Origin of the sequence: Cyanobium usitatum str. Tous (assembly GCF_963920485.1) — a bacterium.
In the GTDB taxonomy this organism is placed as follows: domain Bacteria; phylum Cyanobacteriota; class Cyanobacteriia; order PCC-6307; family Cyanobiaceae; genus Cyanobium_A; species Cyanobium_A usitatum_A.
This window is the reverse complement of record NZ_OY986431.1, coordinates 2339438-2363417: the sequence shown is the minus strand read 5'-3', so window position 1 is coordinate 2363417 and position 23980 is coordinate 2339438. Positions and strand designations below refer to the sequence as shown.

At 63.4% G+C, this 23980-nt stretch carries 19 protein-coding genes; 14 read left to right on the top strand and 5 right to left on the bottom strand.

What is annotated here, in order from left to right:
- Positions 1–25 precede the first annotated feature (25 nt).
- The 3 genes from ppk1 (at position 26) to U9970_RS12720 (ending at position 3953) form a co-directional block, all read left to right on the top strand.
- Positions 26–2152: a polyphosphate kinase 1 gene (ppk1, locus tag U9970_RS12730; RefSeq protein ID WP_322764496.1), complete on the top strand. Its 2127-nt coding sequence runs from the start codon at positions 26–28 to the stop codon at positions 2150–2152.
- Between the two features lie 96 nt (positions 2153–2248).
- Positions 2249–3274, top strand: a complete 1026-nt coding sequence (locus U9970_RS12725; protein ID WP_254935347.1) for a sigma-70 family RNA polymerase sigma factor — start codon at positions 2249–2251, stop codon at positions 3272–3274.
- Positions 3275–3278: 4 nt separating this feature from the next.
- Entirely contained in the window at positions 3279–3953 is a 675-nt protein-coding gene (locus U9970_RS12720; RefSeq protein ID WP_322764495.1) for a diacylglycerol/polyprenol kinase family protein, read from the top strand.
- A gap of 13 nt (positions 3954–3966) precedes the next feature.
- On the opposite strand, the gene U9970_RS12715 is transcribed toward U9970_RS12720, so the two are convergent.
- A complete protein-coding gene (locus U9970_RS12715; RefSeq protein ID WP_322764494.1) occupies positions 3967–5013 on the bottom strand; it encodes a 3-deoxy-7-phosphoheptulonate synthase in 1047 nt (348 codons plus the stop codon).
- Positions 5014–5132: 119 nt separating this feature from the next.
- Between U9970_RS12715 and acnB the strand changes: the two genes are divergently transcribed.
- On the top strand, positions 5133–7748 hold the full coding sequence (gene acnB, locus U9970_RS12710; protein WP_322764493.1) for a bifunctional aconitate hydratase 2/2-methylisocitrate dehydratase: 2616 nt from the start codon (positions 5133–5135) through the stop codon (positions 7746–7748).
- A gap of 13 nt (positions 7749–7761) precedes the next feature.
- Here acnB and U9970_RS12705 read toward each other — a convergent pair whose 3' ends face one another.
- Positions 7762–8898 carry a hypothetical protein gene (locus U9970_RS12705; protein ID WP_322764492.1) on the bottom strand — a complete coding sequence of 379 codons (1137 nt, stop codon included), beginning with the start codon at positions 8896–8898 and terminating at the stop codon, positions 7762–7764.
- Positions 8899–9063: 165 nt separating this feature from the next.
- Here U9970_RS12705 and U9970_RS12700 point away from each other — a divergent pair, with 165 nt between their 5' ends.
- The 3 genes from U9970_RS12700 (at position 9064) to U9970_RS12690 (ending at position 14549) form a co-directional block, all read left to right on the top strand.
- Positions 9064–9486, top strand: a complete 423-nt coding sequence (locus tag U9970_RS12700) for a hypothetical protein (RefSeq protein WP_322764491.1) — start codon at positions 9064–9066, stop codon at positions 9484–9486.
- 108 nt (positions 9487–9594) lie between these two features.
- The gene (locus U9970_RS12695; RefSeq protein WP_322764490.1) at positions 9595–11166 is read left to right on the top strand and encodes a B12-binding domain-containing radical SAM protein; all 1572 of its coding nucleotides are present in this window, start codon (positions 9595–9597) and stop codon (positions 11164–11166) included.
- 335 nt (positions 11167–11501) lie between these two features.
- A complete protein-coding gene (locus tag U9970_RS12690) occupies positions 11502–14549 on the top strand; it encodes a M10 family metallopeptidase C-terminal domain-containing protein (RefSeq protein ID WP_322764489.1) in 3048 nt (1015 codons plus the stop codon).
- Positions 14550–14616: 67 nt separating this feature from the next.
- Here U9970_RS12690 and purU read toward each other — a convergent pair whose 3' ends face one another.
- Entirely contained in the window at positions 14617–15489 is an 873-nt protein-coding gene (gene purU / locus U9970_RS12685) for a formyltetrahydrofolate deformylase (RefSeq protein ID WP_322764488.1), read from the bottom strand.
- 135 nt (positions 15490–15624) lie between these two features.
- Here purU and psbQ point away from each other — a divergent pair, with 135 nt between their 5' ends.
- The 3 genes from psbQ to pstS all read left to right on the top strand — a co-directional run bounded on the left by psbQ (position 15625) and on the right by pstS (position 18353).
- Positions 15625–16164 carry a photosystem II protein PsbQ gene (psbQ, locus tag U9970_RS12680; protein WP_322764487.1) on the top strand — a complete coding sequence of 180 codons (540 nt, stop codon included), beginning with the start codon at positions 15625–15627 and terminating at the stop codon, positions 16162–16164.
- 68 nt (positions 16165–16232) lie between these two features.
- A complete protein-coding gene (locus U9970_RS12675) occupies positions 16233–17288 on the top strand; it encodes an NAD(P)/FAD-dependent oxidoreductase (RefSeq protein WP_322764486.1) in 1056 nt (351 codons plus the stop codon).
- 72 nt (positions 17289–17360) lie between these two features.
- A complete protein-coding gene (gene pstS, locus U9970_RS12670; RefSeq protein WP_322764485.1) occupies positions 17361–18353 on the top strand; it encodes a phosphate ABC transporter substrate-binding protein PstS in 993 nt (330 codons plus the stop codon).
- Between the two features lie 62 nt (positions 18354–18415).
- Here pstS and dnaK read toward each other — a convergent pair whose 3' ends face one another.
- On the bottom strand, positions 18416–20329 hold the full coding sequence (gene dnaK / locus U9970_RS12665) for a molecular chaperone DnaK (protein WP_322764484.1): 1914 nt from the start codon (positions 20327–20329) through the stop codon (positions 18416–18418).
- A 112-nt stretch (positions 20330–20441) separates the two neighbouring features.
- Between dnaK and U9970_RS12660 the strand changes: the two genes are divergently transcribed.
- The 4 genes from U9970_RS12660 to U9970_RS12645 all read left to right on the top strand — a co-directional run bounded on the left by U9970_RS12660 (position 20442) and on the right by U9970_RS12645 (position 22769).
- Entirely contained in the window at positions 20442–21338 is an 897-nt protein-coding gene (locus U9970_RS12660; RefSeq protein ID WP_322764483.1) for a shikimate dehydrogenase, read from the top strand.
- A gap of 28 nt (positions 21339–21366) precedes the next feature.
- On the top strand, positions 21367–21828 hold the full coding sequence (locus U9970_RS12655) for a Tic20 family protein (protein WP_322764482.1): 462 nt from the start codon (positions 21367–21369) through the stop codon (positions 21826–21828).
- Positions 21829–21906: 78 nt separating this feature from the next.
- Positions 21907–22269, top strand: a complete 363-nt coding sequence (gene rpsF / locus U9970_RS12650) for a 30S ribosomal protein S6 (protein WP_322764481.1) — start codon at positions 21907–21909, stop codon at positions 22267–22269.
- Positions 22270–22382: 113 nt separating this feature from the next.
- Positions 22383–22769: a hypothetical protein gene (locus U9970_RS12645; RefSeq protein ID WP_322764480.1), complete on the top strand. Its 387-nt coding sequence runs from the start codon at positions 22383–22385 to the stop codon at positions 22767–22769.
- Here the strand turns inward: U9970_RS12645 and U9970_RS12640 are convergent.
- Entirely contained in the window at positions 22766–23974 is a 1209-nt protein-coding gene (locus tag U9970_RS12640) for an argininosuccinate synthase (RefSeq protein WP_322764479.1), read from the bottom strand. The genes U9970_RS12645 and U9970_RS12640 overlap by 4 nt on opposite strands.
- Between the last annotated feature and the right edge of the window lie 6 nt (positions 23975–23980).

Genomic DNA, 23980 nt, shown 5'->3' with positions numbered 1-23980 from the left:
GCCAGGTTGCGACATGGCGGAATCAATGGCTGAAACCCAGCTGGATCCCGAGCTTTATATCAACCGTGAACTGAGCTGGCTGGAATTCAACTACCGGGTGCTGGCACAAGCCCTGGACGAGCGCACGCCGCTACTAGAGCAGGCGAAGTTCAGCGCCATCTTCAGCAACAACCTCGATGAATTCTTCATGGTGAGGGTGGCCTCGCTGAAGTCCCAGATCGATGCAGGGGTAAGCACTCTCAGTGATGACGGACTCACCGCCCAGCAACAGCTGCAGGCGATTCGCACCAAGCTGCGCCCCCTGCTGGAGATGCAGCAGCAGCAATACCGCCACTCCCTTAAGAGCCATCTCTGCGACTACGGCGTTCACCTCACCGACTACGCCAACCTCAACGGTCCCCAGCGCGATTGGCTCAACTCCTATTTCCAAGACGCCATTTTCCCGGTTCTCACCCCGCTGGCGGTGGATCCCTCCCACCCCTTTCCCTTCATCAGCAACCTGAGCCTCAACGTGGCCGCCCTGGTGCGCGACCCCGATACGGGTCAGCAGGAATTTGCCCGGGTGAAGGTGCCGCAGAAAAACCTGCCCCGCTTTGTCCAGATCCCGCCCCACCTGAGCGGCAAGCAACCCGAACCCGTCTACACGGCCGTGCCTCTGGAGCAGGTGGTGGCCTTCAACCTCGGCCTGCTGTTCCCAGGCATGCACGTGGAGGGGCATTACTTCTTCCGCGTCACCCGCGACGCCGACCTGGAATTGCGCGACCTGGAGGCCGACGATCTGATGGAGGCCCTTGAGGAGGGCCTACGCAAACGCCGCCGCGGCGGCGAGGTGGTGCGGCTGGAGGTGGCCGATGAGATGCCGGAAGCGGTGGTGCAGCTGCTGATGGAAGGCACCGCCGTCGAAGCGGAAGACGTTTACCGCGTCAACGGACCCCTAGGTCTCGACGATCTGATGAGCCTGCTGGCCATTCCCCTGCCCCAGCTCAAGGAGAAGCCCCACAAGGGCCGCACCACACCAGCCCTGGTCCGCACCCAGAAAAGCCAGCTGGAAGACGGCTCTATCAAGGCGGAGGAATTTGAAAGCATCTTCTCTGTGATCCGCCGGGGAGATGTGCTGCTGCATCACCCCTACGACCTGTTTTCCACATCGGTAGAGGAATTCCTCAACCAGGCCGCCGATGACCCCTCGGTGTTGGCCATCAAGATGACCCTTTACCGCACCTCTAAGGATTCAGCGGTAGTGGCAGCACTGATCCGGGCCGCCGAAAATGGCAAGCAGGTGATGGCCCTCGTTGAATTAAAGGCCCGCTTCGATGAAGACAACAACATCCAGTGGGCTAAGCAGTTGGAGGCATCTGGGGTGCACGTCGTCTACGGCGTGCTGGGCCTAAAGACCCACACGAAAATCCTGCTGGTAGTTCGCAAGGAGAAGGAGCGCCTCAACAGCTACGTGCATATAGGTACGGGCAACTACAACTCCAAAACCTCCAGCCTCTACACCGATATCGGCCTGCTCACGGCCAGGCCGGAATTCGGCGCCGACCTAGTGGAGTTGTTCAACTACCTCACCGGTTTCTCCAAGCAGCAAAGCTTCCGCCGCCTACTGGTGGCTCCAGTGACGCTGCGCAGCCGCATGGAAGGCCTGATTCGCCGCGAAATCGAGCATGCCCAAGCGGGAAGGGGCGGCCGTATCCGGGCAAAGATGAATGCCCTGGTGGATCCGGCGATCATCGCCCTGCTCTACGAGGCCTCTCAGGCCGGCGTCATGATCGAGCTGGTGGTGCGTGGCATGTGCAGCCTGCGGCCCCAACTGGAGGGCATCAGCGACAACATCCAAGTTGTCAGTGTTATCGGTCGCTTCCTTGAACACTCGCGGCTGTTTTGGTTTGGCAATGGCGGCGAGCCCGAACTTTTCTTTGGCAGCGCCGACTGGATGTCACGCAACCTGGACAGACGAGTTGAAGCCGTAGCCCCGATCGAAGATCCAAAACTGCGCCATCAGCTTGAGCAGGTCATCGATCTCTACCTGAATGACACCAGTGCCTGGCACATGGACAATCAAGGAAAGTTCAGTCAACGACAGCTCGAAGGCGAACAACATCTGGTTCAGCGGGAGATGATGCGTCGCTGGCGCGGCGGTTTGGTGGCTTAATCAGCAGCAATCCATACAGGAATTCTTCCAAATCAAGGAGTTACAACCAACGCAACAGTGCTACATTCCAGCCAAATCCAATACGGAGGCTGGGGTGTGGGGACGCCTTTGCAATCCGCTTCAGACGTTGTTGACAGCAACGCCTCGAAGCAGTCGCCATCTTTGATGGCGCCAAATGCTGCTGCTAGCAAATCTGCGTCTGCAAAGGCACGCGCCACAGGCCCAAAAGCCGGAGGCCGGCTTAGTGCCGATTCAATTGGCTGGTATCTAGGCACCATTGGCCGGGTGCCGCTGCTCACGGCCGCCGAAGAAATTGAGCTGGCCCACCACGTGCAGGCTGGCAAACGCCTGCTGGAGTTGCCTGCAGGGGAGCACACCCCCAAGCACAAGCGCCAGCTGCGCATGGCCCAGCGGGCCCGCGATCGCATGATGGCCGCCAACCTGCGCCTGGTGGTGAGCGTCGCCAAGAAATATCAAAACCAGGGGCTGGAGCTACTGGATCTGGTGCAAGAAGGGGCGATCGGCCTAGAGAGAGCTGTTGACAAATTCGACCCAGCAATGGGCTACAAATTTTCGACTTACGCCTATTGGTGGATCCGTCAGGGGATGACCCGGGCGATCGACAACAGCGCCCGCACGATTCGTTTGCCGATTCACATCAGCGAAAAGCTGTCGAAGATGCGGCGGATCAGCCGGGAGCTTTCCCATCGCCTTGGCCGCCAACCCAATCGCCTCGAGCTCTCCCATGCCATGGACATGGCCCCGCGGGACCTCGAAGATCTGATGGCCCAAAGCGCTCCCTGCGCTTCCCTCGATGCCCATGCCCGCGGCGAAGAAGATCGCAGCACCCTGGGCGAACTGATCGCCGATCCGGCCAGCAACGAGCACCTGGACTCGATGGACCGGCACATCCAAAAGGAGCACCTGGGCACCTGGCTCTCCCAGCTAAACGACCGGGAACAGCAGATCCTCAAGCTGCGCTTCGGCCTAGAAGGGGCCGAACCTCTCACCCTCGCTGAGATTGGCCGGCTGATCAATGTGTCTCGGGAGCGGGTGCGGCAGCTGGAGGCAAAGGCAATCATGAAGCTGCGCCTGATGAGCAACTACCAGCAGGCCGCTTGAGCCCATGGCCGCTGGATGGTCGCAGCAGCTGCTGGGAGTGGCGGCCGTTGCTGGCTGGCTGGCCCTGTTGGCGCTAGCGGCGCTGCAGGTGCGGCGTCGCTGGAATGGTCAACGGGAATGGAGTCGCAAGTTGGTGCACATCGGCACCGGCGCCGTGGTGCCGATCGCCTGGGCCACCGGCATCGATCGCCTGATCGCCATCCCCGCCGCCGGCCTGATCACGCTGCTGGCGGCAATGAACCATCGCTTCCGCCTACTGCCAGCCATCGAAGATGTGGGCAGGGCTAGCTACGGCACCATCGCCTATGGGGCCTCAATAACCCTGCTGCTGCTGCAGTTTTGGCCCCAGCAACCAGCTGCCGTAGCCGCTGGCGTGCTGGTGATGGCCGTGGGTGATGGCCTTGCCGGACTGCTGGGTCCCCTGGTGAGCTCCCCTTGCTGGCTGGTGTGGGGCCAGCGCAAATCCGTCGTTGGCACCGGCGCCATGGCCGCTGGCAGCCTGGCCATGCTGCTGCTGGTGCGCCAGCTGGCGATCGCAGCTGGCCTGCCCCACCCGGAGCTGCCGGCCCTGCTGGCCATCAGCACCACTGCAGTGGTGCTGGAGCAGCTGGCGGTGGGGGGCCTGGACAACTTCACCGTGCCGCTGGCGGCCGGCTGGCTCTGGCAACGGCTCAGCTAACGCACTGGCTTAGCTAGCGCACCGCCTCAGCCAGGGTTTCGAGCACCTCCGAGGTGGTGGCCAGATCGATGCAGGCATCGGTGATGCTCTGGCCGTAGGTGAGCTGGCTTAGGTCTGACGGAATCTTCTGGCTGCCAGCCACTAGATGGCTCTCCAGCATCACGCCCATCACGTGGCCAGAGCCGGCGCGCAGCTGGGCGGCCACCTGGGCGGCCACCTCGCCCTGGCGGCGATAGTCCTTGTTGGAGTTGCCATGGCTGCAATCCACCATCACCCGAGGCGGCAGGCCGGCTTTGGCCAGCTCAGCAGCGGCTTCCTGCACCGCCTCCGGGTGGTAGTTGGTGCCGCGGTTACCACCCCGTAAAACCAGATGGCCATCGGGGTTGCCCGTGGTGGTCACGATCGCCGCCTGGCCCTCCCCATTGATGCCAAGGAAATGGTGGGGCCGCGCCGCCGCCTCCATGGCATTGATGGCGGTGATGGCACTGCCGTCGGTGCCATTTTTGAAGCCGATCGGCATCGACAAACCCGAGGCCATCTCTCGGTGGGTCTGGCTTTCGGTGGTGCGGGCGCCGATGGCGGTCCAGCTGATTAGATCGGCAATGTATTGGGGCACCACCGGATCGAGCAGCTCGGTAGCCGCCGGCAGGCCCATCTCGGCTAGGTGCAGCAGCAGGCCGCGGGCCACACGTAGTCCCGTATTGATGTCGTAACTGCCATCGAGGTGGGGGTCATTGATCAGGCCCTTCCAACCGACGGTGGTGCGGGGCTTCTCGAAATAAACCCGCATCACGATCTCGAGCGCGTCTTTGTAGCGCTCCTGGGCCGCGGCGATTGCCGCGGCGTATTCGTGGGCCGCGGCCACATCGTGCACCGAGCAGGGCCCCACGATCACCAGCAAGCGGGAATCACGGCCATGCAGGATCGCCTTAATACGTTCTCTGGCTTGCTGGACCGTTGCCGTTGAACGATCGCTGATTGGCAGTTCGCGGTGCAACAGCGCCGGAGGCACCAGCGGCCGGGTTTCCACCACATGCAAGTCGGCGGTGGTGGTGGTCATGGGCCTGAGGCCGTCAGAACGGCGCTGCGGAGTCGCCTTCCACCCTAGTCAGCAGCGATTGCGACCATCAAAGGGACCGGCTGCCAAGAACAATGGGGTGTAGATCGAAGCGACCGGGCATGTCTGCAGCCACCTTCCTCCCCAGCTACCGCGCCGCCGCGGCCGAGCGCGAAGCCCTGGGGGTGCCCGCCCTGCCGCTGAGCGCCGCGCAAGCCAGTGCACTCACGGAGCTGCTGAGCGCACCGCCCGCCGGCGAGGAAGCCTTCCTGCTGCACCTGCTGAGCGAGCGCATCCCCCCCGGCGTGGATGAGGCGGCCTACGTGAAGGCCGGCTGGCTTGCGGCTGTGGCCCAGGGCACGGCTACTAGCCCCCTGGTGAACCCGGTGGCGGCCGTAAAGCTGCTGGCCACCATGATCGGTGGCTACAACGTCAGCGCCCTGATCGAGCTGCTCAGCAACTCCGATCCGGCCATCGCCAGCGCTGCCGCCGAGGGGCTGAGCCGCACCCTGCTCGTCTACGACGCCTACAACGAGGTGCTGGAGCTGGCCTCCAGCAACCCCTACGGCCAGCAGGTGATCGACAGCTGGGCCGCCGCCGAGTGGTTCACCGCCAAGGCCGAGCTGCCCGCCGAGATCACCGTGACGGTGTTCAAGGTGGAGGGTGAAACCAACACCGACGACCTCTCCCCCGCCACCCACGCCACAACCCGGCCCGACATCCCCCTGCACGCCATGGCGATGCTGGAAACCCGCATGCCCGGCGGCCTGGAGCTGATCAGCCAGCTCAAAACCAAGGGCCACCCGGTGGCCTATGTGGGCGATGTGGTGGGCACGGGCAGCTCACGCAAATCCGCCATCAACTCGGTGCTCTGGCACACCGGCAGCGACATCCCCCACGTGCCCAACAAGCGCGGCGGCGGTGTGATCCTGGGCGGCAAGATCGCGCCGATCTTCTTCAACACCGCCGAGGATTCCGGCGCCCTGCCGATCGAGTGCGACGTAAGCGCCCTGAGCAGCGGCGATGTGATCACGATCCGCCCCTACGCCGGCACGATCGAGCGGGCCAGCGGCCAAGCGAACGCCGGCGAAATCGTGGCCCGCTTCGAGCTCAAACCCAGCACGATCAGCGATGAGGTGCGCGCCGGCGGCCGCATCCCCCTGCTGATCGGCCGCTCCCTGACAGACAAGGTGCGCGCCCAGCTGGGGCTGGCCGCCAGCGAGCTGTTCATCCGTCCGGTGGCCCCGGCCGACACCGCCAAGGGCTTCACCCTGGCCCAGAAGATGGTGGGCAAGGCCTGCGGCCTGGCGGGCGTGCGCCCCGGCAGCAGCTGCGAGCCCCTGATGACCACCGTGGGCTCCCAGGACACCACCGGGCCCATGACCCGCGATGAGATGAAGGAGCTGGCCTGCCTGGGCTTCAGCGCTGATCTGGTGATGCAGAGCTTCTGCCATACCGCCGCCTATCCCAAGCCGGTGGATCTGAAAACCCACGCCGAGCTGCCGGATTTCATGGCGTCGCGAGGCGGTGTGGCCCTGCGCCCCGGCGATGGGATCATCCACAGCTGGCTCAACCGCATGCTTCTGCCAGACACGGTGGGCACCGGCGGCGACAGCCACACCCGCTTCCCCCTGGGCATCTCCTTCCCGGCCGGCTCGGGCCTGGTGGCCTTTGCTGCCGCCATCGGCGCCATGCCGCTGGACATGCCCGAATCGGTGCTGGTGAAATTCTCCGGCTCCCTGCAGCCGGGCGTCACCCTGCGCGATGTGGTGAACGCGATTCCCTACGTGGCCATCCAGCAGGGCCTGCTCACGGTGGCCAAGGAAGGCAAGCAGAACGTGTTCAACGGCCGGATCATGGAGATCGAGGGGCTGCCCGATCTCAAACTCGAGCAGGCGTTTGAACTCACCGACGCCACCGCCGAACGCTCCTGTGCCGGCAGCACGATCAAGCTCAACGTTGAAACGGTGAGCGAATACCTAAGCAGCAACGTGGCGCTACTCAAAAACATGATTGCCCGGGGCTACGGCGATGGGCGCACCCTGGCCCGCCGCATCAAGGCGATGGAGGCCTGGCTGGCCAACCCGGTGCTGCTGGAGGCCGATGCCGATGCCGAATATGCGGCTGTGATCGAAATCGATCTCGATCAGATCACAGAGCCGATCCTGGCCTGCCCCAACGACCCCGACAACGTCAAAACCCTCTCCGAAGTAGCCGGCGCAGCCATCGATGAGGTGTTCATCGGCAGCTGCATGACCAACATCGGCCACTACCGCGCCGCGGCCAACGTGCTCAAAGGCCAGGGCGAAAATGCTGCGCGGCTGTGGGTATGTCCCCCCACCCGCATGGACGAGGAGATGCTTAAAGAAGAGGGCTACTACGCCATCTTCGAAGCGGCCGGCTCGCGCATGGAGATGCCGGGCTGCTCCCTGTGCATGGGCAATCAAGCCCGGGTGGAAAACGACACCACGGTGTTTTCCACCAGCACCCGCAACTTCAACAACCGCCTCGGCAACGGCGCCCAGGTGTACCTAGGCAGCGCCGAACTAGCAGCGGTGTGCGCCCAGCTGGGCCGCATTCCCTCTAGAGACGAATACCTGAAAGTCGCCGCCGAAAAGATCGATCCCTTCGGTGCCGAGCTCTACCGCTACCTCAACTTCGATCAGATCGAAGGCTTTGAAGACAGCGGCCGAGTGATGAGCGCCGAAGAGGAAGCCCAGGTGCTGGCGGGGGTGTAAGGCCAAGGCCAGCTCATAACAGCTGAGTCACATAATCGAGCTGAGTTAGGCCGCCGTTGCGGTCTGGGTAATTGGCAAAGCCAACTGTCACATCCCCGTACAGCGAATTAGCGGTACTCAGCACGCTGTCCTCCCCATCGCTACTGCGCCTCACATCCAAATCCTGCCAACGGGCCTTGGCACGAAATCCACCCCTTTCATTGCGTTTTACAGTGACAATGGAGGCGATCGCCAGGTCTTCCTCATTGTTCAGACCAACACTGGTAGCAGGCAGGCGGTAGTTGCCATTCTCTGTGCGATAAATCCCTTCAAAGTGGCTTATCAGGTCGGTGCGATCTCGATTTCGATAAGAGAAATCCGTGTAGTTAGAGAACTTACCCGTGATGCTGTCGTAATCGATCAGATACCCTTCACCTGCTTCCAATCGCCCTCCTGATCGATTCAGGGCGTCGCCAGATCCCCCAGCAATTGTGTAGGAACCTTGGCCATTGGCCCAGATTCCATAAGCCGTGTGGGTCACCAACGGATCGCGCTCTCCCGGGAAGCGGATGGGGATTTGGCGGCCCGTAGCCAACTCAACGATGAAAGCGGTGGAATTGAGGCTGAAGTAACCGGTGATGCCATCGACATCGGCGTTATCGGTGTTCCCGACTGCTAGGCCCCCATCAACGGAATGGACAAAGGTGTAGGTCCCCTTCGTGCCCAGCTGAGTGGTGCCCTGCACACTGCGCCAACCGCGACCCGTCGTGCCATCCACCGCTCCGGTGTAGACGAAGCCAACAACGGCTGGATTTTCTGCCGATGGAGTCTTATTGCGCAGATCACGGGTATAAGCACCCACGAGATTGCCGAGGCCGGCACCGAGATTGTCGGGGCCATACACGCTGGTGCCCGCAGCGCCGAATTTATTTGGCACGGCCACGGTGCTCCAGGTTCCAGAACCACTGACACCGTTTTTATTCACCGCATCCAAGGGCCCTTGATACACCAACCCCACCGGGGTAGGCCCCGGCGAATTGTTTGCGCCTACTAACAGGAAAGTACCCGGTGCGTCACCACCCTTGAGGCCCTGCAAATAGGTGACCACCGTGGGGTCTTGGCCTGGGTTGTACTGGAAGGGGGAGATGAATTGACGACGCTTGGCGGTCATGGCCAGGAGGCTTCGAAGGATTGTCAGCACTTGGCCGCACCCTGTCAGCTTGGCGCCCACTGCACAGCCTGGCGCAGTTTGGTATCAGTCCTTACAACAAACCGAAGAAATCAGTTCTCCCAGCTGAGGTCCCTAGCGTCCAAAAGTTGGTTGAACAGCTCCTCCATGCGTCACATTTCCCTGCTCGCCGGCGGCATCGCCCTGACTCTTGCGGGTGGCCTAAGCCTCACCGGCTGTGACCAGGTCACCAAGAGCGCCAAGGACGCCGCCACCTCTGCTGCCACGGGTGCCGCCCAGACGGCCCTAGGGCCAGCCGTGACCCCGGTGCTCGACCTGCTCAAGCAGGGCCAAAGCAAGGTGGCCGCAGGCGATCTAGCCGGTGCCGCAGCCTCCATGGGGGGCTTCCAGGCGATCTGGGAGAAGGCAGCACCAGTAGTGAAGCCCCTGGCCGGGGATAGGTGGGCCGCCATCGAAAGCGCTGCCCAAGGCTTAAGCGGCACCTTCAGCAAGGGAACTCCATCAGCTGCCGATGCCAACGCCGCCATCAGTGGCCTGCTTGGCCCCCTCTCCGCCCTGGCCGGTAAGTAAATCGCGCCCCCGTGGTGAGACGCTGGAGGTCACCATCTGGCATCTCACCTGAACCAGGAAATCCTGCTGTTCGAACCCGCCCCTGCTGAGGCCGGTGCCCTGCGTGCCGTGTTGGCCTTCCCCAGCACCTACACGGTGGGCATCACCAGCCTGGGCTACCAGGTGGTGTGGGCGACCCTGGCCCAGCGGGCCGATGTGGATGTGCGGCGCCTATTCACTGACCAGGGCGACCCAGTGCACCGCCACTGCGACCTGTTTGGCCTTTCGCTGAGCTGGGAGCTGGATGGGCCGGTGCTGCTGGATCTGCTGGAGCAGCAGCGCATTCCGATCTGGGCGGCCGAGCGCGGCGACGACGATCCAATCGTGTTCGGCGGTGGGCCGGTGCTCACGGCCAACCCCGAGCCCCTGGCGCCATTTTTTGATGTGGTGTTGCTGGGCGACGGCGAGCTGCTGCTGCCCGCCTTTGTGGATGCCCTGCAGGCGCACCGCGAGGAGCCGCGGGCCGAACGGCTCCGTCAGCTAGCCCAGGTGCCGGGCGTGTATGTGCCCAGCCTCTATGCCCCCCGCTACAGCCCCGAGGGCGATCTGCTTGCGGTGGAGCCAACAGAAGCGGGTATCCCGGCCACGGTGGCCAAACAAACCTGGCGCGGCAACACCTTGAGCCATTCGGCGGTGATCACCCCGGAGGCGGCCTGGCCCTCGATCCACATGGTGGAGGTGGCGCGCAGCTGTCCGGAGCTGTGCCGCTTCTGTCTGGCCAGCTACCTCACCCTGCCCTTTCGCACCCCCAGCCTGGAAGACGGCCTGATCCCGGCGGTGGAAAAGGGTTTGGTCGCCACCCAGCGCCTGGGATTGCTGGGAGCCTCAGTCACCCAGCACCCCCAATTCGCCGACCTGCTGGCCTGGCTGGATCAAGACCGCTTTGAAGGCACCCGGGTGAGCGTCAGCTCGGTGCGGGCCGCCACCGTGACCGCCGAGCTGGGCCGAATCCTGGCCAAACGTGGCAGCAAATCGCTCACGATCGCGATTGAAAGCGGCAGCGAGCGCATGCGCCAGGTGGTTAACAAGAAGCTGGCCACCGAAGAGATCTACTCAGCAGCCCGCTATGCCAAGGAGGGCGGGCTCACGGGCCTGAAGCTCTACGGCATGGTGGGCCTGCCGACGGAAGAAGACGTCGATGTGGAAGCCACCGCCGAGCTGCTTTTAGCTCTGAAAAAGGCCACTCCCGGCCTGAGGCTCACCCTGGGAGTGAGCAGCTTCGTGCCCAAGGCCCACACGCCGTTCCAGTGGCAAGGCGTGCGACCCGAAGCCGACAAGCGACTCAAGCTGCTGGCCAAGCGGCTCAAGCCCAAGGGCATCGAGCTACGCCCCGAGAGCTACGGCTGGAGCGTGATCCAGGCGCTGCTGTCGCGCAGCGACCGTCGCCTAGCGCCGGTGATCGCTGCTGCCCGCGGCAAGCACGAGAGCCTGGGGGGCTGGAAGCAGGCCTATCGGGCGGTGCGGGAGCAAACCTCAGGCCCGCAAAGCCCACCAGCCTGGGAGGAAGTGATCCACGCCACCTGGAACAGCGAGCGGGTATTGCCCTGGGCCCACTTGGAGGGGCCGCTGCCCCCCGCAACCCTGGAGCGGCATCGAGCCGAAGCACTCGCCCTGACTCAGAAAAATGGCGTACAGGCATGAGACCAGGCAGGCGTGGCGGTTTCGTGATATCCAGAGGGAGAGGCGGCGGGTGACTACAGCCACTACTGGAGTGCTATGAGAAATCTGAGGCCACCAAATTCCAGGTTCTTCCAAAGAAAACTTCTGGTGGGAACACCTCCCCCCTCTCCTGAGCTAAAACTCGATAGGAGCTGTTCGCAGCGCTCTTTTAGCCAGGCCAGGTCTATAGCCGTTTGGATTGCGGCACCCAGTCCGCGCAAGCGTTCGGATGCCACCCACTTTCAGTCCACTCGGGATTGTGCGGCCCAACCCTTAATCCTCCTGGTCCGTAGTCGTTTTGAGCCCCTGTTTCCGCCATGGCGAATCTCGGCCGTTTTGAGCCCGAAATCCCCGCCCGTGCCAGTCGCCCGGAGGAGAATTTCCTAGGGACTGAGAGCCTTTTCATGGCCGGCTTCAAGGCGGAATTCCCCACCCGAGCTTCAGATGCTCTCGCAGCCCCAACCTCTGTGGAGCCGGAGCAGCGCGACATCGTGACCAGCCCTGGCGCCCTCCTCGCAGCCCCGGTGGCCCGTGATGCCCTAACCGTGGCCCTTGCCAGGGTTACCGCCATTAGCAGCGACAGCTCGGTGTCTGATGACTCGATCGATCTCGATGCGATCGACAGCCGCTTCCATGCCGGCCGCTGCGTCTGCATGGCCTGCAATGGTGCCGGCAGAAGCCCGATGGGAGAAGTCAGCGTCATCACCACCCCCACCGGCAGCACCGCCAGCGCAGCGGCCAACGCACCGGTCAGCCTGCAAACCCTGGCGAACTACCTGACGCGCGACTTCTGGCTGGAGGCAGGTACCTATTCACGCCGTTACAACCTCAGCAGTAGCGGCAACGGTGCCAATAACGGAACCATCACGTACAACGTAACGGGTTGGGGGAATGACATAGACGGCCTCTCTTCCGATCGCCGGACTCTGACCCGCGAGGTGTTCAAGCTGTATTCGGCCACGTTGGGGATCAACTTCCAGGAGGTGACCGGTTCAGGAGGCGATATCCGCTTCACCGACAATGACAGTGGTGCTTACGCCTACACGGCTACTGGCTGGTATGCCGACAGCTCGAAGCAGGACCTCATCATTGACTACAGCGTCGTCAATGTCCAGGCCTCCTGGGACAACAGCAGGTCGAATTACAACACCTACACGCCACAGACGATCTTTCATGAGATCGGCCATGCACTTGGTCTAGGCCACCAAGGTCAATACAATTATACTGGTACGCCCCTCACCTACGCAGTTTCGGCTCAGTTCGCCAATGATTCTTGGCAGGCGACGATGATGTCGTACTGGGATCAAGCGGAGAACACCACCACCGGAGCCTCGTTCGCCTGGTTGCAGACACCGATGGCGGTCGACTGGATGGCGCTCAACGATCTTTACGGAACTCAGGGCTACAGCACCGCCAGTGCCTTCCAAGGCGACACCATCTATGGCGTTGGCACCAACATCACTGCTGCCCAGAGCCAGATCTGGAACCTATTCAGCACCTACGCAGGATCCACGGCCCACACGATCGTTGACGGCGACGGCTACGACACCCTCAACGTCAGCAATTTCAGCGCCAACCAGTTGATCAATCTGGCCCCCTCCCAAAGCAACTCAACGGCGCCTTCCATTTCCAACATCGGCGGCAAGATCGGCAACCTCACGATCGCCGCCGGCACGATTATCGAGGCCGCCATCGGTGGCAGCGGCAACGACAGCTTCTACGGTAACGATGTCAACAACAGCTTCCGCGGTGGCGGTGGCAACGACAGCTTCTACGACAGCCTCGGCTCCGACACCTACTACGGCGATGAGGGCATCGACTGGTTGTATTTCAGCGAGTCGATCGAGTTGCTCAGCTACGCACTCTCCGATAATTCGCTGCTGTTCTCCCGCACCTCCGGCAGCTTCGATGTCGACCAAGTCTGGAACAGCGTCGAAAACATTGTTTTCAACAGCATCAGTTTCAGCTATGCCGATCTGGTCAGCAGCCTCTCGGGGCCGGTGCTAGCAGACGTGACGATCAGTTCAGTCAACGGCCTGCTCAGCGGCGCCGCCACCAGCAGCACCGACCTCAGCTTCTCCGGCAGCCTCAGCCAGGCCCTCGACCTCGGCCAATCGATCGCCTTTTACCGCGATGGCCTGCAGCTCGGCAGCGCCGATGTCAGCGCCACCGACCCAACCAGCTGGAGCATCTCCCTGCAGGAGAGCGCCGGCAGCAACAGCTTCGCCTACACCGCCCGGTTAGTCGACAGCACCAGCGGCAAGCTGGGCAGCCTCTCTAGCCCCTTCGCCCTCACCGTCGACACCGTTGCCCCCCTCGTCAGCGTCAACGCCCTCACCACCGAGGACACCACACCCCTACTCAGCGGCACCATCAGCGAGGCGGCCGCCCAGGTGAGCGTCAGCATCGGTGGCATCAGCCGCAGTGCCATCAACAACGGCAACGGCACCTGGTCGCTCCAGTGGAGCGACCCCCTCGCAGCCGGCCCCAGCTACAACGTGGTTGTCACCGCCACCGACGCCGCCGGCAACTCCGGCACCGACACCACCACCGGCGAGCTCAGCATTCTCGTGCCGCCGCCTCAGCCGAGCCCGGTCCTGTTCTTCAGCCTGAGCAGCGCCGTCACCAGCTCCTCGGCTTCGGTGATGGGCGGCCTGACGGCCCAGCGCAACGACATCATCGCCTTCGATGGCAGCAGTTTCTCCACCTGGCTGAACGGCAACGCCAGCGGACTGAGCGGTGCGGTGCTGCGCGATTTCCACATCGTCAGCCCCGATGAGGTAGTGGTGGCCTTCCAGAGCCCGATCACCCTTTCGGGCACCGCCTTCGACGACTCGGATCTGGCCCGCCTCAGCCGCAACACCAGCGGGGGGTTCGACGTGTCGATGTTCTTCGACGGCAGCGACGTGGGCCTCACCACCAAAGCCGAGAAGATCGACGCCGTAACAGGGCTGCCCGACGGCTCCTGGCTGATCTCCACCCGGGGCAGCGGCGGCGTGACCGGTGTAAGCAGCTTTGCCGCCCAAGACATCCTGCGCTTTGTGCCCACCAGCGTCGGCACCACCACCGCCGGCAGCTGGAGCCTCTACGCCGACATGAGCGACGTGGGCATCACCAGCAAAGCCGAAAACATCACCGCCATCGACGTGGCCGCCGACGGCCGGATGTTCCTTACCACCGGCGGCAACGCCAGCGCCTCCACCGGCGGCACCAGCCTCAGCGCCACCAACGAAGACGTCTTCGTGTTCCAGCCCACCGCCCTCGGATCCACCACCAGCGGCAGCTATCCCTCACCGCTGTTCTTCGACGGCAGCCTCTACGGACTGGGCAGCAACGCCCTTCTAGGGATTGATGTGCCGGTCTAAGCGGATCGAGCCCTCCGCTTGACAAACATCAGGCCCACAGGCTTTTTCCATCATCAGAACCCTCACATCAAGCAAACACCGCCGTCCGCCCCCGGTAAACCATTATCTGGCGCTTGAGGTGCAGGCGCACGGCCCGGGCCAGCGCCAGGCGTTCGCAGTCGCGGCCGAGGCGGATCAGGTCATCGATCTCGTCACGATGGCCCACGGGCACGGTGGACTGGGCAATGATCGGGCCCCCGTCCAGCTGCTCAGTCACGTAGTGCCCGGTGGCACCGATCAGCTTCACGCCCCGCTCCCAGGCCCGGTGATAGGGCTGGGCGCCCTGGAAGGCAGGCAGGAAAGAGTGGTGGATGTTGATCACTCGGTGGAAAGCATCCGGTGGATCAAAGCTCTCCAAAAATGCCGGCGTCAGCACCTGCATGTACTTGGCCAGGATCACCAGCTCGATGCCGTGCTCAGCAAGCAGCTCCAGGTGCCGTGCTTCAGCCGCCTCCCGGTTGGCGGCTGAGATAGGCACATGGGCAAAGCGAGCCCCAAATTCCTCAGCCATAGGACCAAGGTCGGGATGGTTGGAGATCACCAGCGGCACCTGCATCGGCAACTCGCCCGTGCGCGTGCGCCACAGCAAATCCAGCAGGCAGTGGTCCTGCTTGCTCACGAAGATCGCCACTGGCGGGCGCACATCTGAGAAGTTCACCTTGTATTGGCCGCCCAAACGCTCCGCCAGGGCGCTGGCCGTGGGACAGATCGCCTGCCGCGGCAGCCCGAAACCCTCAAGCTGCCACTCAATCCGGCTCAAAAACAAGCCGGCGCCTTGATCGCTGTGGTGGTCGGCGTGCACGATGTTGCCGCCGTTAGCTGCCACCCAGCCAGACAATTCCCGCACCAGTCCGGGTTGATCCGGGCAGATCATCTGCAGGATGGCGGTGGCGGTAGTCATGGCCATGGTCAACGTCAGTTCAGACGTAGCACCTCGGCGGCATTTAGGGCCAGGTTGCGAGGGGCAACAGACAGGCCGGAAGAGCCAGCCCGCCCCGATAAACTCACCCCCACGAAACGTTGTTGGTACCTGCTGATGGCTTCTGCGCGGATTCCTGCAGTTTTCACTGCTTTTGGCCAAACCAGTTTCGGTCAAACCACTTTTGGTCAGCAGCTGCGCCGTTTACTGGTGCTCTGCCTTGCCACCGTGCTCTGCCTCGGCCTGAGCGCCTGTGACGGCAGCCAGGGCAAGAAGCCGCCGACCATCAGCCCAGAGGACATGGCCCTGATCGAGCGCCAAGCCGAGGGCTTCCTGGCAGCCCGCAACCGCCTGCCCGAGTTGGCCGCCCTCGTAAATGATCGCAACTGGGTATTCACTGCCAACTTGATCCACGGCCCCATGCAGGAAGTGGGCCGGGAAATGAGCTACATCAACCAAAGGCTGCTGCCCGCCGACCGCCCCGAGGCCGAGAAGCGCGCCACCGCCCTAAAAACGGCCCTAGCCCAGCTCGATGAAGCCTCCCGCCTTCAAGACGGCGACAAGCTGCGTAAGGGTTACATCAAGGTGGCGAGCGGTTTTGGTCTCTATGCCCAGGTGTTGCCCACCCAAGTGCAGGAAGACCTCAAGCAAATCTGATCCAGCTGAGCCATCCCGTCGGATCAGCCGTTAGGCGCCTTTCGATCGCTGTAATCGGCGCCGGCCTAGTGGGCCGCGCCTGCGCCTGGCTACTGCTGCAGCGGGGCCACCGAGTTTTACTGATAGATCCAGGCCTGGACGGCCAGCGAGACCCCAGCTCAGGTAGCGAGGCGGCCCTGGGGGTGCTGATGGCCCAGGTGTTTCACCGCAACAGCGGCCGGGCCTGGCGCTTACGCCAGCGCAGCCTGGAGCTCTGGGGCCAATGGCGTCAGCAGTTGCAGGCCCAGGGCTGGGCCCTGCCCTGGCGACCCAGCTTGCTGCTGCTGGCCAGCACCCCTGAGGAACTGGAGCGCCAGCGCCAGTTGGTGGCAAGCCGGCGGCAGCAGGGCTTTGCCCTGGAACTCTGGGATCAACCCCGGCTTGACGCCCTGGCCCCAGCCCTGCCGATCGGAGCCCTGGGCGGGCTCTACTCCCCGGCCGACGGGCAGCTGGATCCCGGCCCCGCCCTCGCAGCCCTGCTAGCCGATGGCCTGCGGCTGGGTCTGCAGACCTGCTGCGATCGGGTTGAGCGCCTCGAGCAATGCCCCGGTGGCTGGAGCGTTCACACCCGTTGCGGCGAAAATCTGGAGGTGGAAGCGGTGGTGCTGAGCGCCGGGGTAGCAAGTAGCGCTCTCCTGGCGGACCTAGGCCACCAGGTGCCCATGGAGCCGGTGTTAGGTCAGGCCGTGGAACTGGAGTTGCCACTCCCCACAAACTGGAGCAGCGCCAGCCCCTGGCCAGGGGCGGTCCCGTGGCCAGGGGCAGTGGTGTGGCAGGGGCTTAACCTGGTGCCCCGTGCCAGCAGCAAGCTTTGGCTGGGGGCCACCCTGGAGCCTGGCGATCAAGCCGATCCCACCGCCCTCGCCAACCTGCAACAGCTGGGTGGTGCGGCGCCAGCCTGGCTGCAACAGGCCACCGTGGTGCGCAAGTGGCAGGGCCACCGGCCCCATCCGATCGGCCGCCCAGCGCCCCTGCTCGAGCAGCTGGAGCCGGGCCTGGTGCTGGCCAGCGGCCACTACCGCAATGGCGTGCTGCTGGCACCGGCGACGGCGGAATGGGTGGCCGACCAACTGGAGCAAGGCTGACAAACCAGCCAGCAAACACCTTCTTAATCAAGCCCTAACCTGCCGGGACGCCACCCTTCACCAGCTACCTCCATGGCCGTCAGCCGCTTTCGCCCCAGCATCCCGTTGAGGAGCGCCCTCGGCTTGGCTGCCCTAATCAGCCTGAGCAGCTGCGGTGGCGGCGGCCCGACGCTCCAGGCCGCCGGCGCCAGTTTCCCGGCGGGCCTTTACCAGCGCTGGTTTGCAGACCTGGCAAGCAAGGACAAGATTCGGGTCAACTACCAGTCGGTGGGCTCCGGTGCCGGCGTCCGCCAGTTTGAAGCCGGCACGGTGGATTTCGCCGCCAGCGACAAACCCCTGGACGCCAAAGATGCTGCAGCGATCAAACGCGGTGTGGTGCAACTACCCCTCACCGCTGGCGCCATCGCCGTGGCCTACAACCTGCCCGGCTGCAAGCTCAAGCTCAGCCAGGAGCAGCTGGTGCAGATCTTCGAGGGCAAGATCAAGAACTTCCAGCAGCTGGGCTGCGCCAACCAGCCGATCCAGGTGGTGGTGCGCTCCGATGGCTCCGGCACCACCTACAACTTCACCAATTCACTGGCCGCCTTCAGCCCCAGCTGGAAGAAAGGGCCCGGCGTTGGCAAGTCGGTGAACTGGCCCACGGGAGTGGGCGCCAAAGGCAATGAGGGCGTCGCCGCCAGCATGCTGCAAACCAAAGGCAGCATTGGCTACGTGGAAGCGGCCTATGTGCGGGGCGTCCTCCAGCCCGCCGCCATCGCCAATCGCACCGGCAACTTCAGCCTGCCCGATGCCGCCAACGCCAGCCAAGCCCTGGCCACGATCAACTTGGGAGACGATCTCACCGGCAGCGATCCCAATCCCAGCGCTGGCTATCCAATCGTCACCTTCACCTGGGTGCTGCTCTACAAAAATGGCAATGCGGCCAAGCTGCCCGCCCTGCAGCGCACCTTCAACTACGCCCTCAGCGAAGCAGCCCAAAAGCAGGCTCCCGCTCTGGGCTACATCCCCCTGCCCGCTCCTGTCTTAGCCAAAGCGAAGGATGCCCTGGCCAGCGTTGGCCCCTGAGCCAGCAAAAAGCCCCCCTTACGGGGGGCTAAAGATCGCCTAAAGGCGTTCAATAAATCTGATCACTTGCTCTCGGTGAATTCAGCGTCGATCACGTCGTCGCTGGAGGCCGAGCTAGCCGCATCGGCACCGGCACCATTGCCACCAGGGGCAGCGCCGCCGGCCTCAGCTCCTGCAGCCTGCTGATACACGGCGGCACCAGCGGCATACAAAGCCTGCTGCAGGATCTCAAGCTCAGACTTCATGGTGTCGAAATCTTCCTTGGCGATCGCCTCCTTGAGCTTGGCGGAGGAGGATTCCACCTTGGACTTGTCCTCAGCCCCCACCTTGTCGCCGAGCTCGCCGAGTTGCTTCTCCGACTGATACACGAGGGTTTCGGCCTGGTTCTTCAGGTCGATCTTCTCGCGCTTCTCCTTGTCGGTAGCAGCGTTGGTCTCGGCATCCTTCACCATCTTCTCCACTTCGTTATCGCTGAGGGTGGAGGCTCCGGTGATCGAGATGCTCTGCTCCTTGCCGCTGCCCTTGTCCTTAGCGGTGACGCTGAGGATGCCATTGGCATCGATGTCGAAGGTGACCTCGATCTGGGGAACGCCGCGGGGTGAAGGAGGAATGCCGTCGAGGCGGAAGGTGCCGAGCGACTTGTTATCGCTGGCCATCTCGCGCTCACCCTGGAGCACGTGGATCTCCACGTTGGTCTGACCATCCACCGCCGTGGAATACACCTCGGTTTTCTTGGTGGGGATGGTGGTGTTGCGGGTGATCATCTTGGTCATCACGCCGCCGAGGGTCTCAACGCCGAGAGACAGGGGGGTGACGTCCAACAGCAGGATGTCCTTGACCTCACCGGCCAACACACCGCCCTGGATCGCGGCACCAACGGCCACCACTTCATCTGGGTTGACGGTTTGGTTGGGGTCCTTACCGGTAACGCGCTTAACCAGCTCAAGCACCGCCGGGATGCGGGTAGAGCCACCCACCATCACGATTTCATCGAGTTCAGCCGAGGAGAGCTTGGCGTCCTTAAGGGCCTGCTCCACCGGCACGCGGCAACGGTCGATCAATGTGGAAGCCAACTCCTCAAACTTGGCCCGGGTGAGGGTGAGGTCGAGGTGCTTAGGGCCCTCCGGGGTGGCCGTAATAAACGGCAGATTGATTTCGCTCTGGGTAGCGCTTGAAAGCTCAATTTTGGCCTTCTCTGCTGCTTCGGTGAGACGCTGCAGCGCCTGCTTGTCCTGGCGCAGATCAATGCCCTCATTGGCTTTGAAGCTGGCGGCCAGGTAATCAACGATCACCTTGTCAAAGTCATCGCCGCCTAGGTGGGTGTCACCAGAAGTGGAGAGCACCTCAAACACACCGTCGCCCACCTCGAGCACGGACACGTCGAAGGTGCCGCCGCCCAAGTCGAACACCAGGATGCGCTCATTGCTCTTGCGATCGAGTCCGTAGGCCAGGGCAGCCGCAGTCGGCTCGTTGATGATGCGCAGCACCTCAAGGCCAGCAATCTTGCCGGCGTCCTTGGTGGCTTGACGCTGGGAGTCGTTGAAATAGGCGGGAACGGTGATTACCGCTTGGGTCACCGTCTCACCGAGATACTTACCAGCGTCTTCGGCCAGCTTGCGGAGCACCTGGGCACTCACTTCCTCAGGCGCAAATTGCTTGCCCAGCACCGGGCACTTCACCTTCACATTGGCGCCAGACTTCTCAACGCCATAGCTGACTTCCTTCGACTCTTCGGTGACCTCATCAACGCGACGGCCGATGAACCGCTTCACCGAATAAAAGGTATTTTCGGTGTTCATCACCGCCTGACGCTTGGCGATTTGGCCCACCAGTTGATCCTGGTTTTTGGTGTATGCCACCACGGAGGGTGTGGTGCGAAACCCTTCGGCGTTGGCAATCACAGTGGGCTTGCCGCCCTCCATAACGGCAACACAGCTGTTTGTGGTGCCTAAATCAATACCAACGACCTTGCCCATGGGTTACTAACTCCTTACGGTGAGTGGATCTGACTGGGAGCATCTTCAGCAGCTGGGGCCTTCCCAGGCGAGGGGTGGTTCCCGAACAGTTCCAGCCAGCCAGCCCACCTTCATGCCCCAGCCGATCTCCGGAAGCACTGCCCTAGCTGGGGTTCTCGGGGATCCGGTGCGCCACTCCCTATCGCCGGCAATGCACAACGCGGCCCTGGCGGAGCTGGGGCTCAACTGGGTGTACTTGGCCATGCCTACCAGGGCCGACCAGCTGGCGATGGTGCTGCAAGGGCTGGAGGCCGTTGACTGCCGCGGCCTCAATGTGACCCTGCCCCACAAGCAAGCAGTGGCTGGCCTCTGCCGCAGCCTCTCGCCCCTGGCGCAACGGGTGGGTGCGGTGAACACCCTGGTGCGGCACCAGCAGGGGGGCTGGCTGGGGGAAAACACAGACGTGGAGGGCTTCTTGGCGCCCCTACGCAGCACTGAGCAGAACTGGCAGGGGCGGCGAGCGGTGCTGCTGGGCTGTGGCGGCAGTGCCCGGGCGGTGGTGGCCGCCTTAGTGGAACTGGGCTGCAGCTCGATCGCCATGGCAGGCCGCAGCAGCGAGCGCCTCGCAGCCCTGCTGGCCACCTGCCAAAGCTGGGCGCCCCAACTGCGGGAGCTGGAATGGGCTGAGGGCAGCACGGCCCTAGCCGAGGCCCTGGCCATGGCAGACCTGGTGGTCAACACCACCCCCGTGGGCATGGCTGCCGCCGGCAATCCGGATGCGACCCGGCACTGCCCACTCAGCCCCGGCGAACTGGAAGCCCTGCGACCCGGCGCGACCGTGTACGACCTGATTTACACACCTAGAACCACCGCCCTGCTGCAGGCGGCGAGCCAGCGGGGCTGCAGGGCCCTAGATGGGCTGGAGATGCTGGTGCAACAGGGTGCGGCCTCCCTGCGGCGCTGGAGCGGGCTTGATCAGGTGCCGGTGGCGGCGATGCGCGCGGCAGCCCTAGCCCAGCTGGGCCCCTAGCCTAAAGGCTCTGGAAGTTTCTCCATCCATGCAGGATCCCCCGATCTGGCAGAGATTGCTGGCGGCCCTGGCCTACCTGTTGCCCTGGAGCGACGCCTTCTCCTTCGGTCGGGGGCTGTTCGGCCTGTTCCCGGCCCTGCAGTGGCTTGGGGTGCCGATCCTGCCGATCGCCCTGCTGGAGCAGGCGGTGCCCTTTGGCGGTCTGGTGCTGTTCCTAGTGCTGTTCCTGGCGGTGGTGCGCAACAACAAGGTGCCGTACCTGATCCGCTTCAACGTGCTGCAGGCGATCCTGATCGACATCGTGGTGGTACTGGTGAGCCTGGCCTTCCAGGTGCTGCAGCTAGGCGCCCTGGACTTCGTCGGCAAAACCCTCAGCAACACGGTGTTTATCGGCATCTTGGTGCTGGTGCTGTTTGCTGTGGTGCAAAACCTGCGGGGTAAGGAAGCCGATATTCCCAGCCTCTCGGAAGCCGTTCGGATGCAGCTGTAAGGTGTTTGATCCGTCGCTGGTGGGCATCAGCCCGCCGGCCGCTGCCCCAATTCCTGAGGCGACAACCCCGAAGCGACCATGACGCAGCCCTATTACGAGACCATGTACATCCTTCGTCCGGATATTCCGGAAGAAGAGGTGGAAACCCATGTCGCCAAGTACCGCGATCTGGTCACCGAATCCGGTGGTGAAGTGCTGGATTGCCAGATGCGCGGCAAGCGCCGCCTGGCCTATTCGATCGCCAAGCACCGCGAGGGCATCTATGTGCAGCTCAACCACAACGGCGACGGCCAGCAGGTAGGTCCGCTGGAGCGGGCCATGCGTCTCTCAGAAGATGTGATTCGCTATCTCACCGTCAAGCAAGACGGCCCGATGCCGGCACCGCGCACCCTGCCCGGCGCCAGCACTGAAGCCGCTCCCATGGAACCCGCCACGGCTTGACCTTGGGACTCAGCTTGACCCAAGGACTCAGCTTGATCTAACGACTCCAAATAGCTGCGGAGCTAACACAGGCCTGGCTTGTAAAAAATCGGGCCCACTCGTAATCTCCGCCCATGGAGCCTGACGCCATACCACCAGCACCGAAGTGGCAGCCCTCTGTCACTTCGGTTTTTTCGTGGCACCAGCAGCAAGAGCGCCAAAACGAGCTGGAACAGGAACTTGCCAAAACTCGGGAGGAGCTTCAGGCCATGCAGGCCCTGCTCGAAGACTTACCCGGCCTTTTTGAAGACAAATTTCGGCAGCGATTGCAGCCGATGCTCGACCAGCAACAGCGGCTGCTCAGCGACAACGCCAACCTGCGCCAGCACCTGCTGCAGTTACAGCCCGGCAGCGATACGGGTGCCCAGCGCCTGCTGCTACCCCAGCAAGAGCCTGCCAGACCAAGACTGCGCCAGGCCCTACTCCATGCCTTCGGCTTCAGCCCTAACCAGGAGCCCTAACGCCGGCGCTGGTTGGCCGCCCAGAGGCGGGTGGGCAGACCCCACACGTAGATAAAGCCCTCGGCAGCCTTGTGGTCGAACTGATCTTCGGCGCCGTAGGTGGCCATATCGGGCACGTAGAGGCTGTGGCTGGCACTACTGCGGCCCACCACGGTGGCATTGCCCTTGTGCAACTTCAGCCGCACCGTGCCGTTCACGGTTTGCTGGGTGCGATCCATGAAGCCATCAAGCGCATCCTTGAGCGGGCCGTACCAAAGGCCCTGATACACCAGATCCGCCCACTGCTGCTCGAGCTGGCGTTTGGTGCGCAGCACATCGGCCGCCAGGGTGAGGCTCTCCAGCTCTTGGTGGGCCTTGATCAACAGAAGTAGTCCAGGGGTTTCGTAGATCTCCCGGCTCTTGATGCCCACCACCCGGTTTTCGACCATGTCGAGGCGGCCGAAGCCGTGGCTGCCGGCCAGGGCATTGGCCTGGCGGATCAAGCTCACCGGATCGAGGCGCAGGCCGTCGATGCTCACCGGATTGCCCTGCTCAAAGCCGATCTCAACGATCTGGGCCTGATCCGGCGCCGCATCCACCGACACGGTCATGGCGTAGATCTCCTCGGGCGGCTCCACGTTTGGATCCTCCAAGGGGCCGGCTTCGATCGAGCGGCCCAGCAGGTTGAGGTCGATCGAATAGGGCGATTTCTTGCTCACCGGCGAGGGGATGCCACAGCGCTCGCCGTAGGCGATGGTTTGCTCGCGGCTCATGCCCCACTCCCGCGCCGGGGTGAGCACCTTGAGGTCGGGGGCGAGGGCGCCGATGGCCACATCGAAGCGCACCTGGTCGTTGCCCTTGCCGGTGCAGCCGTGGGCCACCGCATCGGCGCCCACCTCACGGGCAATCTCCACCAGTCGCCGCGCGATCAGGGGCCGGGCCAGGGCTGTGGAGAGGGGATAGCGGCCTTCATAAAGGGCGTTAGCCCGGATAGCCGGGAAGGCGAATTCGGTGATGAAGGGCTCGATCAGGTCGCCCACGATCGACTGGCTGGCCCCCGAATCGAGCGCCTTCTGGCGAATCGGCTCCAGCTCGTCGCCCTGGCCTAGGTCTGCGGCGAAGGTGATCACCTCCTCCACGCCCCACTCCTGCATCAAGTAGGGAATGCAGACGCTGGTGTCTACGCCACCGGAGTAGGCCAGCACCGCCTTCTTCGCCCGACCCATCAACGC